Source organism: Kluyvera georgiana ATCC 51603 (assembly GCF_001654985.1).
GTDB classification, from domain to species: Bacteria; Pseudomonadota; Gammaproteobacteria; order Enterobacterales; family Enterobacteriaceae; genus Kluyvera; species Kluyvera georgiana.
The window spans coordinates 24,948-39,870 of sequence record NZ_LXEU01000012.1 but is presented as its reverse complement, the minus strand read 5'-3'; the positions used below and the strand labels follow the sequence as shown (position 1 = coordinate 39,870).

Sequence of the window (14,923 nt, the reverse complement as noted above, 5' to 3'; positions counted from 1 at the left end):
TACCTGACGACCCAGCAGGATGTGCTCACGAGTCTGCGGCATCGGGCCGTCAGTCGCAGCAACAACCAGGATCGCGCCGTCCATCTGCGCAGCACCGGTGATCATGTTTTTAACATAGTCGGCGTGCCCCGGGCAGTCTACGTGCGCGTAGTGACGGGTCGGGGTGTCATATTCAACGTGGGAGGTGTTGATGGTGATACCACGAGCTTTTTCTTCCGGAGCGTTATCGATCTGGTCGAAAGCACGAGCAGCACCGCCGTAGGTTTTAGCCAGAACGGTGGTGATTGCAGCGGTCAGGGTAGTTTTACCGTGGTCAACGTGGCCGATGGTGCCGACGTTAACGTGCGGTTTTGTACGTTCAAATTTTTCTTTAGACACGGCTATATTCCTTACTATAGTGCTCTCCCCTTTGGAGAGAGCACGGGACTTAGGTTTTAATCCTGTGGATTATTTACCACGGGCTTCAATAACGGCCTGAGCAACGTTGTTCGGCGCATCGTCGTACTTCAGGAACTCCATGGAGTAAGAAGCACGGCCTTTGGTCAGTGAACGCAGCTGAGTCGCATAACCGAACATTTCGGACAGCGGAACTTCAGCGTGGATCACAACGCCAGTCACGTTGGATTCCTGACCTTTGAGCATACCACGACGGCGGCTCAAGTCACCGATAACGTCACCAGTGTTCTCTTCCGGAGTCTCTACTTCAACCTTCATGATCGGCTCAAGCAGAACTGGTTTCGCTTTCTTAAAGCCATCTTTGAAGGCGATAGAAGCGGCCAGTTTAAACGCCAGTTCAGAGGAGTCAACGTCATGGTAAGAACCGAAGTGCAGACGAACACCCATGTCAACAACCGGGTAACCAGCCAGCGGGCCAGATTTCAGCTGTTCCTGGATACCTTTATCAACGGCCGGGATGTATTCGCCAGGGATTACACCACCTTTAATGTCGTTGATGAACTCGTAGCCTTTCGGGTTGGAACCCGGCTCCAGCGGGTACATGTCGATAACAACATGACCGTACTGACCGCGACCACCAGACTGCTTAGCGTGTTTACCTTCGATATCGGTAACTTTCGCGCGAATCGCTTCGCGGTAAGCAACCTGAGGTTTACCGACGTTCGCTTCAACGTTGAATTCACGTTTCATACGGTCAACGATGATGTCGAGGTGCAGCTCACCCATACCGGCGATAATGGTCTGGTTAGATTCTTCATCAGTCCATACGCGGAATGACGGGTCTTCTTTAGCCAGACGGCCCAGAGCCAGACCCATTTTTTCCTGGTCAGCTTTGGTTTTCGGTTCTACTGCGATGGAGATTACCGGCTCAGGGAATTCCATACGTTCCAGAATGATCGGCGCATCCGGGTCACACAGGGTGTCACCAGTGGTTACGTCTTTCAGACCGATTGCAGCAGCGATGTCGCCCGCGCGAACTTCTTTGATCTCTTCACGTTTGTTAGCGTGCATCTGAACGATACGACCGAAACGCTCACGTGCAGCTTTCACGGAGTTCAGTACGGTATCACCAGAGTTAACCACACCGGAGTACACGCGGAAGAAGGTCAGGTTACCAACAAACGGGTCGGTAGCGATTTTGAACGCCAGTGCAGAGAACGGCTCGTCGTCGCTTGCGTGACGCTCAGCCGGAGTGTCTTTACCGTCGTCCAGGATACCGTTGATCGCAGGTACGTCAACCGGGGATGGCAGGTAATCAATTACCGCATCCAGCATCGCCTGAACACCTTTGTTCTTGAACGCAGAACCACAGGTTACCAGGATGATTTCGTTGTTCAGAACGCGCTGACGCAGAGCTTTTTTGATCTCTTCTTCAGTCAGTTCTTCACCACCCAGGTATTTCTCCATCAGCTCTTCTGAAGCTTCAGCAGCGGACTCGATCAGGTTCTGGTGCCATTCGTCAGCCAGTTCCTGCATGTCAGCCGGGATATCTTCATAAGTGAAGGTTACGCCTGCGTCTTCTTCGTTCCAGTTGATGGCTTTCATTTTCACCAGGTCAACAACACCGGTGAACGCTTCTTCAGCGCCAATTGCCAGCTGCAGCGGAACAGGGTTCGCGCCCAGACGGGTTTTGATCTGACCAACAACTTTCAGGAAGTTAGCGCCCATACGGTCCATTTTGTTAACGAACGCGATGCGCGGTACTTTATACTTGTTAGCCTGACGCCATACGGTTTCAGACTGTGGCTGAACACCACCAACTGCGCAGTAAACCATTACCGCACCGTCAAGAACACGCATGGAACGTTCTACTTCGATGGTGAAGTCAACGTGCCCCGGGGTGTCGATGATGTTTACGCGATGCGGTTCATACTGCTTAGCCATACCAGACCAGAATGCAGTAGTTGCAGCGGAAGTGATGGTAATACCACGTTCCTGCTCCTGCTCCATCCAGTCCATGGTAGCGGCGCCGTCGTGAACTTCACCGATTTTATGGTTTACACCGGTGTAGAACAGAATACGTTCGGTAGTAGTGGTTTTACCGGCGTCGATGTGCGCACTGATACCGATGTTACGGTAGCGTGCGATGGGTGTTGTACGAGCCATTTGATTCCTCGTTTATCTTTTTAGGCGTTCAGTTAAGTAACCCAAAGCGGGCAGCTTCGCTGAAGCGCCCGCCTGGTGACTAATACTCCGAAGGGATTACCAACGGTAGTGTGCGAACGCCTTGTTGGCTTCTGCCATACGGTGAACGTCTTCACGTTTCTTAACTGCAGTACCTTTGTTTTCTGCAGCGTCAGAAAGTTCGTTCGCCAGGCGCAGAGCCATGGATTTATCACCGCGTTTACGAGCAGCTTCTACGATCCAACGCATTGCCAGAGCATTACGACGAACCGGACGAACTTCAACTGGTACCTGATAAGTAGAACCACCTACGCGGCGGGATTTAACTTCTACAGTCGGGCGAACGTTTTCGAGAGCGACTTCGAAAGCTTCCAGTTCATTTTTACCAGAACGCTGAGCCAGGGTCTCCAGCGCGCTGTATACGATTGATTCTGCAGTAGATTTTTTACCATCTACCATCAGGATGTTAACAAATTTAGCCAGCAGTTCTGATCCGAACTTAGGATCCGGCAGGATTTTACGCTGACCAATGACGCGACGACGTGGCATGGAAATACTCCGTTGTTAATTCAGGATTGTCCAAAACTCAAAGAGTTTAGTTTGACATTAATATAAAACGTTTGGCCTTACTTAACGGAGAACCATTAAGCCTTAGGACGCTTCACGCCATACTTGGAGCGAGCTTGCTTACGGTCTTTAACGCCGGAGCAGTCAAGCGCACCACGAACGGTGTGGTAACGAACACCCGGAAGGTCTTTTACACGACCGCCACGGATCAGGATCACGGAGTGCTCCTGCAGGTTATGACCTTCACCACCGATGTAGGAGGTAACTTCAAAACCGTTAGTCAGACGAACACGGCAAACTTTACGCAGTGCGGAGTTCGGTTTTTTAGGAGTGGTAGTATATACACGAGTACATACGCCACGTTTCTGCGGGCAGGCTTCCAGTGCAGGCACGTTGCTTTTTGCAACTTTGCGAGCACGTGGTTTGCGAACCAGCTGGTTAACTGTTGCCATTAAATAGCTCCTGGTTTTAGCTTTTGCTTCGTAAACACGTAATAAATCGCCTCATATAATATGAGGACGCGAAATTTTAGGGCCATGCCGAAAGGGTGTCAAGAAATATACAACGGTATGGCATTACCAGGTCATTTGAGCCGGGTGTTTTACCGTTAACCTGACGAAGTCAGTATAGCTGACCATGATGACATCGCTCGAAATTTGAGCAAAAAGACCGCGCGCCTGCACATCTACATTCAACACATGGATGGATATGGGGGCAGCGCGCAGGATTTCAAGAAAGTGGCTGTTTTCCACCGCCGCGAGCACACCGTCAGCAAGCAGCAGCAAATCATCACCTTCTGCCATCAGACGGATCATACCCGCAATATCGGAATGCCAGGGAGAGGTACTGAGCGTATGCAGCATAGAGGCCTCAAAAGCGCAGAATGACGTCATAGCCGTTAAGCCGTTCACGCAGGGCATTCGGTTCTAACGGTTCCACGTCAGCGACAAATGCCGTATCGGCCGCCAGACCGCGTTCACGCATTGATGCGGCGCAGATCCAGCAGTTTTCAATATCGTAGAGCGCCAGCAGCTTGAAAGTGGCGATGTAGTCACGCGCCAGAATAACGCCGGGTGCCTGCTGGCTGAGCAGTTGAAACACGCCGTCGCCAATGAAAAAGACGCCAAGGTCTTCGCTTAATGCCGACGTCGCCAGCAGCGCATCCAACCCTTCACGGCCTGCAGCGCTGCCGTGAGGGGCGCTGGAGAAAACAAATGCGACGCGTTTCATCAGAACTGCACCATTCGATCGCAGGTTAATGCGGCTTCGGCCAGCGAACCCAATCCGCTCAGCGAAAAGCCCGGCTGTAGGTTAGACGTTGGCAAACCAAGCTGCCCAGCTTCCGTTTCGTCGGTCACGCCTCTACGGAGCGCGGCGGCGACACAAATATGCAGCGCAACACCGTGCGTATCATGCAGTGATTGCCATGCACGAACCAGATCAAACTCATCGCTGGCAGGGGAACTCAGCTGATTGGCGTTGTATACCCCTTCACGATAAAAAAATACACAGGCTATCTCGTGACCTTCAGCCAGTGCCGCCTGCGCAAACAGCAGCGCGCTGCTGGCCTGCTGCGTGCCATAGGCTGGCCCGGTCACCATCAGAGCAAAACGCATTACTTATCTTGCCCCAGGAAATCGCCATTCTTGAACTGACGAATATAGAGGTACACCGTGTGTTTGGAGATGTTCAGGCGATCGGCCACCTGGTTGATAGCATCTTTGATGTCGAAGATGCCTTTCTCGTAAAGGTTAAGCACGATCTGGCGATTTTTGGCGTTATTGGAAACGTTGCGATCGGCATTGACCTCTTCGATAGTGAACTCCAGCGTCTGGGTCACCAGATCCTCCACCGATGAGGCGAAGTTAACCGCAGAGCCCACTTCCGGCGTCTCTGGCGGGATAAAGGTGTTCATGATCTGTGAGAACGGCACATCGAGGTTCATGTTGATGCACAGCAGGCCAATGACGCGCTGATCGCGATTACGGATGGCAATAGTGACCGACTTCATCAGCACGCCGCTTTTGGCGCGAGTAAAATAGCATTTGGAAACGCTGCTATCCGCCCCGGTCATATCATGCAGCATACGGAGCGCGAGATCGGTAATCGGCGAGCCGATTTTCCGCCCGGTATGTTCACCGTTTGCGATGCGTATTGCCGAACATTTAAGATCCTGAAGTGAATGCAGCACGATTTCGCAGTGGGAACCAATGAGCATCGCCAACCCGTCCACCACCGCTTCGTAGGATTTAAGAATATCAAAGTCGGTCTGATCGAAAGGACGTTGATCCAGTAAATCAAGTTCACTGGTTTCGTTGGTTAAAAGCGACCTGGACATGAAAAAAAGCACTCCTTTTCAGGAGCCTGTCGTTATGTTGTCAGGGCAGGCTCATCACTATTAGGGGCATCTAAAGTAATACAGCGCATAAGGCGCTTTCCAGCATTAATTATATCCTGCCGATAATAAAAAGCCGCCGCCCAGTGGGCGGCGGCTGTCTGACTCTTATTTTTTGCTCGCTTCAGCGGCTTTATCTGCCGGTGCGGCTTCAGGCTGCGCTTCGGCTTTCGGTGCCGGTTTCACGTCTAACAGTTCAACGTCGAAGACCAGGGTCGAGTTAGCCGGGATACCCGGAACGCCGGTTTTTCCGTATGCCAGATCCGGTGGGATAACCAGCTGAATTTTACCGCCTTTCTTGATGTTCTTCAGGCCTTCTGTCCAGCCCGGAATGACACCATCCAGACGGAAGGAGAGCGGCTCACCGCGGGTGTAGGAGTTATCGAACTCTTTACCGTCGATCAGCGTACCCTTGTAGTTAACAACCACGGTGTCGCTGTCTTTCGGTGCTTCGCCGGTACCTTCTTTCTCTACTTTAAACAGCAGGCCGGTTTTAGAGGTTTTCACATCCTTCTCTTTGGCAAACTTGTCGCGGTAGGCTTTGCCTTTCGCTTCGTTATCAGCCGCGTCTTTTTCCATCTTCGCCTGAGCGGAGGTCTTCACGCGAGTTTCGAAAGCCTGCAGAGTTTGTTCAATTTCCTGATCGGACAGCTTGCTCTTGTCAGCAAAAGCGTCCTGAACGCCGGCAATTAGCTGGTCTTTATCCAGTTTGATGCCCAGTTTTTCCTGTTCTTTCAGAGAATTTTCCATGTAACGACCCAGCGATGCGCCCAGCGCATAGGCAGATTTCTGGTCGTCATTTTTGAATGCAGCTTTGCTTTCTGCTGCTGGGGCCGCTTTCGCCGCCGCGTCAGCTGCGAAGGTCAGAGGCGCATTCAGTGCAACGGCCATTGTGGTTGCCAGAAGCGTTACTTTAAACAGTGATTTCATCCATCTCTCCAGGGCCGGGGCCTCTCGCCCCATGTTAACTAAATGAGAAGCGTACTATAAAACGTTGTAGAGGAAATCTACATACGAACGCTCCTGATATCGACCCTTTTCAGACTCTTTTTGTTTAAATTAGTTTCCGCTCACGAACGGCAGTGCTGCATGCCAGGGTAAAGTTGCGTAGAATCCGCCACGTCAGAAACGCTTTTGGCGATAACCGAGTAGAGAGAGACATCATGCAGGAAACGACTATCGAAGCGCGTCTGGAGGAGCTTGAAAGCCGGCTGGCCTTCCAGGAGATCACCATTGAGGATCTCAACCAGACGGTGACCGCTCATGAAATGGAGATGGCCAAACTGCGAGAGCATCTGCGTCTGCTAACGGAAAAACTCAAAGCCAGCCAGCCGTCACACATCGCGTCGCAGTCTGAAGAGACGCCGCCACCCCATTATTAAGACGTAAAAAAAGCGGGTTTCCCCGCTTTTTTTGTCTCTGTCGTTCGTAAGAACGAGAGGGATTAGTGGCAGCCGCAGCCGCCGTGGCCTTTACCGCCACCGCCGCAGCAGCCTTCGCCGCCGTGGTCATGACCGTGGTCGTGGCCGTGACCGCCGCAGCAACCGTCTTCACCGTGATCGTGATGATGATCGTGCGCGCCGTGAACGTGGCCATGAGCCAGTTCTTCTTCGGTTGCTTCACGGATAGCCACAACTTCAACGCTGAACTTCAGGTTCTGGCCAGCCAGCATGTGGTTACCGTCAACCACAACGTGGTCGTCTTCAACTTCGGTGATTTCAACCGGTACTGGCCCCTGGTCGGTTTCAGCCAGGAAGCGCATGCCAACCTGCAGTTCATCAACGCCCATGAAGACGTCTTTAGGAACGCGCTGTACCAGGTTTTCGTCGTACTGACCGTAAGCGTCGTTAGCTTGAACAGCAACGTCGAATTTATCACCAACATCGTGACCGTCCAGCGCATTTTCCAGGCCGGAGATCAGGGAACCGTGACCATGCAGGTAGTCCAGCGGTGCACTTACCGGAGACTCATCAACCAACACACCGTCTTCTGTACGTACCTGATAGGCCAGGCTGACCACCAGGTCTTTTGCTACTTTCATGATATCTCCTGAGCATGGGAATATTTTAGTGGCGCAGATTGTAGCGGAATTCTACACCCGTGTACCCATAAGCTTAAAAAAAGACAGCACGGATCGCTACTCCGGATGAAAAATCCCGATCACTTGTTCCTCTTTGCGCACGTGATCGCGCGCTTCTTTATCCGCTTCACGCATCTGGTGCCCGCACTTAACGCATTCAACCACATCGATATTATTCTCGCGCCACATCGCCATGGAATCCTGCGCCTGACACGACGGGCATTTTGCGCCCGCGATAAAACGTTTACGTATCGCCATGCTTCACCTTCTATTCAAATTCGTCCCAGCCGTCCAGCTGCCGTCGCTCTTGTTGCATCTCACGCTGGAAGATCTCCTCCAGCTCCCGCCGCGCTTCCCGCACGCGCGAAATTTGTTGAGTATCGCTGTGGACCGGCATGAGTTCGCGCAGCATGCGCATGTCCAGGCGCTTAAAGTGCAGCTGCGCGCGCTGTGCCTGATGCGGGTGCATCCCGGTCGAGATCAGCGCTTTACGCCCCAGTTCCAGCGCGCTGGAAAAGGTCTCACGAGAAAACTGTACCACGCCCGCCTGCAGCAGTTCGTGCGCCTCCACACGTCCCCGTGCACGCGCCATAATGTTCAGATGCGGGAAGTGCTGCTGGCAGATTTCCACCAGCTTCATGGTATCTTCCGGTTCGTTGCAGGTGATGACGATCGACTGTGCCTGTTCGGCCCCCGCCGAGCGCAACAGCTCCACCTGGGTAGCGTCGCCGTAATAAACCTTGTAGCCGTATTTGCGCATCAGGTTGACCGCGCTGATATCGCGCTCAAGTACGGTAATGCGCAGCTTGTTGGCCATTAGCAAGCGGCCAATCACCTGACCGAAACGGCCAAAGCCCACCACGATCACCTGCGGCTTGTCATCTTCCACCCACGGCGCTTCATCTTCTTCCTCCGGGCCGTTAAAGCGTCGCGAGAGCACCCGATCCACTATCTTCATCAGTAGCGGCGTGGTCATCATCGACAACGTGACCGTCACCAGCAGCAGCGACATCTGGTCACCTTTGAAGACTTTGAACGACGAGGCGGCAGAAAAGAGTACGAAGGCAAACTCGCCGCCCTGGCTCAACACACCGGCAAACTGCATGCGCTCCGCACTGCGCATCCCGTTGAGGTGCGCCAGCAGATACAGTACCAGGGTCTTCACCGCCACCAGCAGCGCCACGCAGCCCACCACCAATAACAGATGGCTGTAGAGCACGCCGAGATTCAGCGACATGCCCACCGAGATAAAAAACAGCCCCAACAGCAACCCTTTAAACGGCTCGATGGCAATTTCCAGTTCGTGGCGATATTCGCTTTCCGCCAGCAGCACGCCAGCAATAAAGGTCCCCAGCGCCATCGACAGGCCCAGCGCATCCATAAACAGCGCGGAACCGAGGACCAACAGCAACGTAGCCGCGGTAAACACTTCACGTACGCCAGAGCTGGCAATAAAGCGGAACACCGGGCGCAGCAGGTAGCGCCCGCCAATCAACATGCCGCCGAAAGCCAGCACCTTCAGGCCAACGGCCTGCCAGTGGACATGATCGTCCCCGGCCCCCGCCAGCAGCGGCACCAGCGCCAGCGCCGGGATGACAGCTAAATCCTGAAACAACAGCACCGAAAAGCCGAGCTGCCCGGCTTCGCTGCGGTTCATCCCCTTTTCGCGCATCAGTTGCAAGGCCATTGCCGTCGACGACATCGCCAGACCGATCCCACCGATCGCCGCCGCCTGCCACGAGAAGTTGGTTAGCAGCAGCAATCCGCCGAGGATCGCCGCGCTGAGCATGACCTGCGCAGCGCCAATGCCAAAAATGGGTCGCCGCAGCTGCCAGAGCTTGGCGGGATTCAGCTCCAGTCCAATGATAAACATCAGGAACACCACGCCCAGCTCGGAGAAGTGAAGAATTTCGTCAACGTCGCTGATAAAGCCCAGTCCCCACGGGCCAATCGCAATCCCCGCCAGCAGGTAACCCAATACCGCGCCGATGCCCAGCCTTGCGGCTAACGGCACCGCCGCCACCGCCGCGAAGAGAAACAGCACCCCCGCCAGTAATAAATCGGAGCCTTCCATCATCGCCCTCCTGCCACAATCGGAGCCGCCAGCCAGTCAGCATAAGCTTTGGCGTGATTTGCCAGTTCATCGGGCGGCTGACGTCGCGCCCAGTACACAATAATTGGGCTCATCCAGTGCATATGACACATGGCAGCGGTCAGCTCAAACGGGCGCAGGATATCGCTCATCGGATAGCGGTTCAGGCCATCGTGACGATAGGCGCTTTCCGGCTCGCCGGTGGTGATCACGCTACGCCAGTACTTTCCCGCCAGCTGGTTTCCCCCTATACCGCTGGCAAAGCCACGGCTTAGCACGCGGTCGAGCCACTCTTTAAGCAGCGCAGGACAGCTATAGGTATAAAGCGGATGCTGAAAGACGATAACGTCATGCTCGCGCAGCAGCGCCTGCTCGCGAGGGATATCAATAAAAAAGTCCGGATAGTGCGCATAGAGATCGTGCACCGTGACGTTGCTTAACTGCGAAGCCGGCTTAAGCAAAACCCGGTTAGCAACCGAGTCCTGTGATTCCGGATGGGCATAGATCAGCAATACTTTCGCCGTCTGCGTCATTATTCCCCTCCCGGGCGTCAATCACATCCTCTTTCTGGTAGCGGGACGCAACCGGAATGATTTTGTGTATAGTCATCGTTTTGGGCTACCATTGCGGCCCGGTCTAGCGATTCGCTTACCACATTACATTACCACAATGACAATTTAACATATTCAGAACATACGGCGCCTTATGATTGTTTTCTCCTCGTTACAAATTCGTCGCGGCGTGCGTGTCCTGCTGGATAACGCATCGGCCACCATCAACCCAGGGCAAAAAGTCGGCCTGGTGGGGAAAAACGGCTGCGGCAAATCCACGCTGCTCGCGCTACTGAAAAACGAGATAAGCGCCGATGGCGGCAACTTTACCTATCCCAGCAGCTGGCAGCTGGCGTGGGTAAACCAGGAAACCCCTGCGCTGCCCCAGCCAGCTCTGGATTATGTCATTGACGGCGACCGTGAATTCCGCCAGCTCGAAGCCCAACTAAACGACGCTAACGAACGCGATGATGGGCACGCCATTGCCACCGTTCACGGCAAGCTGGACGCGATCGATGCATGGACTATCCGCTCTCGCGCCTCCAGCCTGCTGCACGGTCTGGGCTTCAGCAATGAACAGCTCGACCGCCCGGTCAGCGACTTCTCGGGCGGCTGGCGTATGCGCCTTAACCTGGCGCAGGCGCTGATTTGCCGCTCCGACCTGCTGCTGCTCGATGAACCCACCAACCACCTCGACCTTGATGCGGTTATCTGGCTGGAAAGATGGCTCAAAAGCTATCAGGGCACGCTGATTCTGATTTCCCACGACCGCGATTTCCTCGACCCGGTGGTGGACAAAATTATTCATATCGAACAGGAAACCATGTTCGAGTACACCGGCAACTACAGCTCGTTTGAGGTGCAGCGCGCCACCCGCCTGGCGCAACAGCAGGCGATGTACGAAAGCCAGCAGGAGCGCGTGGCGCATCTGCAAAGCTATATCGACCGTTTCCGTGCCAAGGCGACCAAGGCCAAACAGGCGCAGAGCCGTATCAAGATGCTCGAGCGCATGGAGCTGATTGCCCCCGCCCACGTCGATAACCCGTTCCATTTCAGCTTCCGCGCGCCGGAAAGCCTGCCGAACCCGCTGCTGAAGATGGAAAAAGTCAGTGCGGGCTACGGCGACCGCACGATCCTTGAATCTATCAAGCTGAACCTGGTGCCGGGTTCGCGCATCGGCCTGCTGGGCCGTAACGGTGCGGGTAAGTCGACGCTGATTAAGCTGCTGGCGGGCGAACTGGAGCCGCTGCACGGTGAAATCGGCCTCGCCAAAGGCATCAAGCTCGGTTACTTCGCCCAGCATCAGCTGGAGTTCCTGCGCGCGGATGAATCCCCGCTGCAGCATCTGGCGCGCATGGCGCCGCAGGAGCTGGAGCAGAAGCTGCGCGACTATCTCGGCGGGTTCGGCTTCCAGGGCGATAAAGTCACCGAACAGACCGCCCGCTTCTCCGGCGGCGAAAAAGCGCGTCTGGTGCTGGCGCTGATCGTCTGGCAGCGCCCGAACCTGCTGCTGCTCGATGAACCGACCAACCACCTGGATCTCGACATGCGTCAGGCGCTCACCGAAGCGTTAATCGACTTCGAAGGCGCGCTGGTCGTAGTCTCGCACGACCGTCACCTGATCCGCTCCACCACAGACGACCTCTATCTGGTGCACGACAAAAAAGTCGAGCCGTTTGACGGCGATCTGGAAGATTATCAACAGTGGCTGAGCGACGTGCAGAAACAGGAAAACCAGAGCGACGACGCGCCGAAGGAAAACAACGCCAACAGCGCCCAGTCGCGCAAAGACCAAAAGCGTCGTGAAGCCGAGCTACGCACCCTGACGCAGCCGCTGCGTAAAGAGATTACCCGTCTGGAAAAAGAGATGGAGAAGCTCAACGCACAGTTGGCGAAGGCAGAAGAGAAGCTCGGCGACAGCAGCCTGTACGATCCGAGCCGAAAAGCGGAGATGACCGAGTGTCTGCAACTGCAGGCCAGCGCCAAATCCGGGCTGGAAGAGTGTGAAATGGCATGGCTTGAGGCGCAGGAACAGCTTGAGCAGATGATGCAAAACGACTAACGTAATGTGTTCCATAACATCCTCTTAATGCTTTAAATACGGCGATTCGACGTGATTTCGACGCGATCGAGAAATAGCGTGGCGGCGAGCATGTCAGCCGCGCCGCCCGGCGAGGCGTTTAGCGCCAGCATCTGGCTATCCAGTTCCGCTAATGCCGCCTGACCCGCCGGGTGCGCGCTGCCGCCTGCATTCAACACGGCGCGCGCGCCGTCCTGCATGGCATCAAGCCCTTCCAGCCCGGCACGAGAAAGTACGCAGGTATCGGTCAGCGAGGTCATGATGGCCATCAGCGCATCCAGCCTCGCGTGCGTCTCGCTACTACCGCGCAGGCGGCTTAAACGCAGTTGCGGCAGCGCGCGCTGCATCACGTGCGGAAACGCCTGCTGAGCTTCTTCACGAGCGCCCGGTACACGATAACGATGCGTCGCGCGAAGCCCTTTGCTAAACACCTTCGGCGCTGCGTCATCCGGCAGCTTCGCCAGTTCCGCTGCGGTAGCGGCTATCTGCTGCGCGCCACCGGCACCACCTTGCATCGCAACGGCGCTCACCAACAACCCCAGCGCCCAAATCGCACCGCGGTGGGTATTCACGCCGTGGGTCGCGGCCATCATCTGCTGCTCGCCCTCACGGCCGAGTCGCCCTATGGTTTGTCTGAGCGCAATATCCGCTGGACGCTGCCAGCTTTGCTGCGCCAGCGCCTGAAACGTAGGGGTCAGGCTATGTGCGGAGCGCTCCATTAGCGCAAGCGTAAGATCGTGGTGCGCGCCGTTCCCCCGACTGTCCACCAGACCGGGTTTCGGGCTTAATCGTGCTTCGTCAATCAGACACTGCGTGGCGGTTCGCGCCAGCCATTCGGCACCGCCTTCAACCTGAATCTGGGGCAGAAGTTTCATTACCAGCTCCGGAATTTCGCAGGTGGGTTGTAAAGACCGCCGGACCATTCCACCAGGTCAGCGACGCTACCGGCTGCCAGCAGCGAACGGGTGGCATCGGTACGACGAATGCCCATATCTTCCGGATAGACCACCTTGCCGCTCTGACGCAGTTCGGCAACGCGCTTAGCGTCAACGCCCAGCCCGATATCGGTGATCCCTGCTACCGCAGCCACCATCGCACGGCGCTCTTCAAGATCTTTGGCGCGGTAGAGGTAGGCGATACCTTCTTCGGTCAGCACGTGGGTTACGTCATCGCCGTAGATCATTACCGGTGCCAGCGGCATGCCGGAGGCTTTCGCCACGTCAACCGCGTCCAGTTTTTCGACGAAGGTTGGCTTCACGCCCGCCTGGAAAGTTTCGACCATCTGCACCACCAGTTTTTTACCGCGCTGCATTGGGTCTGGTTCGGTGATCATATTCAGCCAGGCTGGCGTTGCATGACGGCGACCGTGCGGGTCATGGCCCATGTTTGGCGCACCGCCGAAGCCGGAGAGACGGCCGCGGGTCACGGTAGAGGAGTTGGCGTAGCCATCAACCTGTAGGGTGGAGCCGATGAACATATCCACCGCGTACTGACCTGCCAGCTGACAGAAGGCGCGGTTAGAACGCATCGAGCCGTCGGAACCGGTAAAGAAGATGTCAGGACGGGCGCGGATGTACTCTTCCATCCCCAGCTCGCCGCCGAAGCAGTGCACGCTTTCTACCCAGCCGCTCTCAATCGCTGGAATCAGCGTCGGATGCGGGTTCAGCGTCCAGTGTTTACAGATTTTGCCTTTCAGGCCGAGCTGTTCGCCGTAGGTTGGCAGCAGCAGTTCGATAGCGGCGGTGTTAAAGCCGATACCGTGGTTCAGCGACTGCACCTGGTGTTCCGCGTAGATGCCTTTAATCGCCATCATCGCCATCAGGATGTGTTCCTGTTTGATGAGACGCGGGTCACGGGTAAACAGCGGTTCGATAAAGAACGGCTTATCGGCGACAACCACGTAGTCAATCCAGGAGCCCGGAATATCCACGCGCGGCAGGTCGCATTCGTCGTCCACCAGCTCATTCACCTGTGCGATGACGATACCGTCGTGGAACGCAGCGGCTTCAACTAACGCGGGAGTATCTTCGGTGCTCGCCCCGGTGTAGAGGTTACCTTTGCGGTCGGCTTTGAAGCCGGCAATCAGCGCCACGTTCGGGGCCAGGTCAACATAAAGACGGGAATAGAGTTCGATGTAGGTGTGGATGGCGCCGATTTCCAGCTGACCATCTTCCAGCAGTTGCGAAATGCGCAGGCTCTGGGTGCCGGAGAAGGAGAAGTCCAGCTTGCGGGCGATGCCTTTTTCAAAGATATCCAGATGCTCGCTGCGCCCGACGCTTGGCATAATCATGTGCAGATCGTGCACAATCTGCGGGTTCACCTCAGCCAGCATGCGGGACAGGAAATCTGCCTGCTTTTGGTTATTCCCTTCTAATACCACGCGGTCACCCGGCGCGATCAGTTTTTCCAGCATCGCGGTCAGGTCTGCGGTCCGCAGCACCTTGCCCTGCACCGGAACGGAAGCCAGGCGGCGCTGTTTTTCCGTACGGCGGGTATTCCAGACTCGTGCTGGCGTTTGTCCAGATAACATTATTAACCTCCTGATTCAACTAATCATTTTGATTGCTTAACACAGCTA

The 14,923-nt window shown here is 55.4% G+C and carries 17 protein-coding genes; 2 read left to right on the top strand and 15 right to left on the bottom strand.

What is annotated here, in order from left to right; translation table 11 throughout:
• The 9 genes from M989_RS02540 to fkpA all read right to left on the bottom strand — a co-directional run.
• The coding region (locus tag M989_RS02540) for a GTP-binding protein (RefSeq protein WP_047050242.1) at positions 1-378 on the bottom strand (378 nt) is incomplete at its 3' end.
• Positions 379-447: 69 nt separating this feature from the next.
• On the bottom strand, positions 448-2,562 hold the full coding sequence (fusA, locus tag M989_RS02535) for an elongation factor G (protein WP_064541605.1): 2,115 nt from the start codon (positions 2,560-2,562) through the stop codon (positions 448-450).
• A 96-nt stretch (positions 2,563-2,658) separates the two neighbouring features.
• Complete coding sequence (rpsG, locus tag M989_RS02530; RefSeq protein ID WP_017374162.1) at positions 2,659-3,129, bottom strand: 30S ribosomal protein S7; 471 nt, start codon at positions 3,127-3,129, stop codon at positions 2,659-2,661.
• A gap of 95 nt (positions 3,130-3,224) precedes the next feature.
• On the bottom strand, positions 3,225-3,599 hold the full coding sequence (gene rpsL, locus M989_RS02525; RefSeq protein WP_000246815.1) for a 30S ribosomal protein S12: 375 nt from the start codon (positions 3,597-3,599) through the stop codon (positions 3,225-3,227).
• 123 nt (positions 3,600-3,722) lie between these two features.
• Complete coding sequence (tusB, locus tag M989_RS02520) at positions 3,723-4,010, bottom strand: sulfurtransferase complex subunit TusB (protein ID WP_064541620.1); 288 nt, start codon at positions 4,008-4,010, stop codon at positions 3,723-3,725.
• Between the two features lie 7 nt (positions 4,011-4,017).
• Complete coding sequence (gene tusC / locus M989_RS02515) at positions 4,018-4,377, bottom strand: sulfurtransferase complex subunit TusC (protein WP_064541602.1); 360 nt, start codon at positions 4,375-4,377, stop codon at positions 4,018-4,020.
• Positions 4,377-4,763, bottom strand: a complete 387-nt coding sequence (gene tusD / locus M989_RS02510) for a sulfurtransferase complex subunit TusD (protein ID WP_064541599.1) — start codon at positions 4,761-4,763, stop codon at positions 4,377-4,379. The genes tusC and tusD overlap by 1 nt, the downstream gene beginning before the upstream one ends.
• Positions 4,763-5,485, bottom strand: coding sequence for a helix-turn-helix transcriptional regulator (locus M989_RS02505; RefSeq protein ID WP_064541597.1), 723 nt, complete (start codon positions 5,483-5,485; stop codon positions 4,763-4,765). The genes tusD and M989_RS02505 overlap by 1 nt, the downstream gene beginning before the upstream one ends.
• Before the next feature lie 165 nt (positions 5,486-5,650).
• The gene (gene fkpA, locus M989_RS02500; RefSeq protein ID WP_064541594.1) at positions 5,651-6,472 is read right to left on the bottom strand and encodes an FKBP-type peptidyl-prolyl cis-trans isomerase; all 822 of its coding nucleotides are present in this window, start codon (positions 6,470-6,472) and stop codon (positions 5,651-5,653) included.
• 233 nt (positions 6,473-6,705) lie between these two features.
• Here fkpA and M989_RS02495 point away from each other — a divergent pair, with 233 nt between their 5' ends.
• Entirely contained in the window at positions 6,706-6,924 is a 219-nt protein-coding gene (locus M989_RS02495; RefSeq protein WP_064541591.1) for a protein SlyX, read from the top strand.
• 62 nt (positions 6,925-6,986) lie between these two features.
• Here the strand turns inward: M989_RS02495 and slyD are convergent, their stop codons facing one another.
• The 4 genes from slyD to kefG form a co-directional block, all read right to left on the bottom strand.
• On the bottom strand, positions 6,987-7,583 hold the full coding sequence (gene slyD / locus M989_RS02490) for a peptidylprolyl isomerase (RefSeq protein WP_064541588.1): 597 nt from the start codon (positions 7,581-7,583) through the stop codon (positions 6,987-6,989).
• Between the two features lie 96 nt (positions 7,584-7,679).
• Complete coding sequence (locus M989_RS02485; protein ID WP_064541585.1) at positions 7,680-7,880, bottom strand: YheV family putative zinc ribbon protein; 201 nt, start codon at positions 7,878-7,880, stop codon at positions 7,680-7,682.
• Positions 7,881-7,890: 10 nt separating this feature from the next.
• Positions 7,891-9,696, bottom strand: a complete 1,806-nt coding sequence (kefB, locus tag M989_RS02480) for a glutathione-regulated potassium-efflux system protein KefB (protein ID WP_064541582.1) — start codon at positions 9,694-9,696, stop codon at positions 7,891-7,893.
• Complete coding sequence (gene kefG / locus M989_RS02475) at positions 9,696-10,247, bottom strand: glutathione-regulated potassium-efflux system ancillary protein KefG (protein ID WP_064541579.1); 552 nt, start codon at positions 10,245-10,247, stop codon at positions 9,696-9,698. The genes kefB and kefG overlap by 1 nt, the downstream gene beginning before the upstream one ends.
• A gap of 172 nt (positions 10,248-10,419) precedes the next feature.
• Here kefG and M989_RS02470 point away from each other — a divergent pair, with 172 nt between their 5' ends.
• Positions 10,420-12,327: an ABC transporter ATP-binding protein gene (locus M989_RS02470; RefSeq protein ID WP_064541577.1), complete on the top strand. Its 1,908-nt coding sequence runs from the start codon at positions 10,420-10,422 to the stop codon at positions 12,325-12,327.
• Between the two features lie 32 nt (positions 12,328-12,359).
• Here the strand turns inward: M989_RS02470 and M989_RS02465 are convergent, their stop codons facing one another.
• Both M989_RS02465 and mdcA read right to left on the bottom strand, forming a co-directional pair.
• Entirely contained in the window at positions 12,360-13,220 is an 861-nt protein-coding gene (locus M989_RS02465) for a triphosphoribosyl-dephospho-CoA synthase (RefSeq protein WP_064541574.1), read from the bottom strand.
• Positions 13,220-14,875 carry a malonate decarboxylase subunit alpha gene (gene mdcA / locus M989_RS02460; RefSeq protein WP_064541572.1) on the bottom strand — a complete coding sequence of 552 codons (1,656 nt, stop codon included), beginning with the start codon at positions 14,873-14,875 and terminating at the stop codon, positions 13,220-13,222. Before mdcA ends, M989_RS02465 begins: the two co-directional genes overlap by 1 nt.
• Between the last annotated feature and the right edge of the window lie 48 nt (positions 14,876-14,923).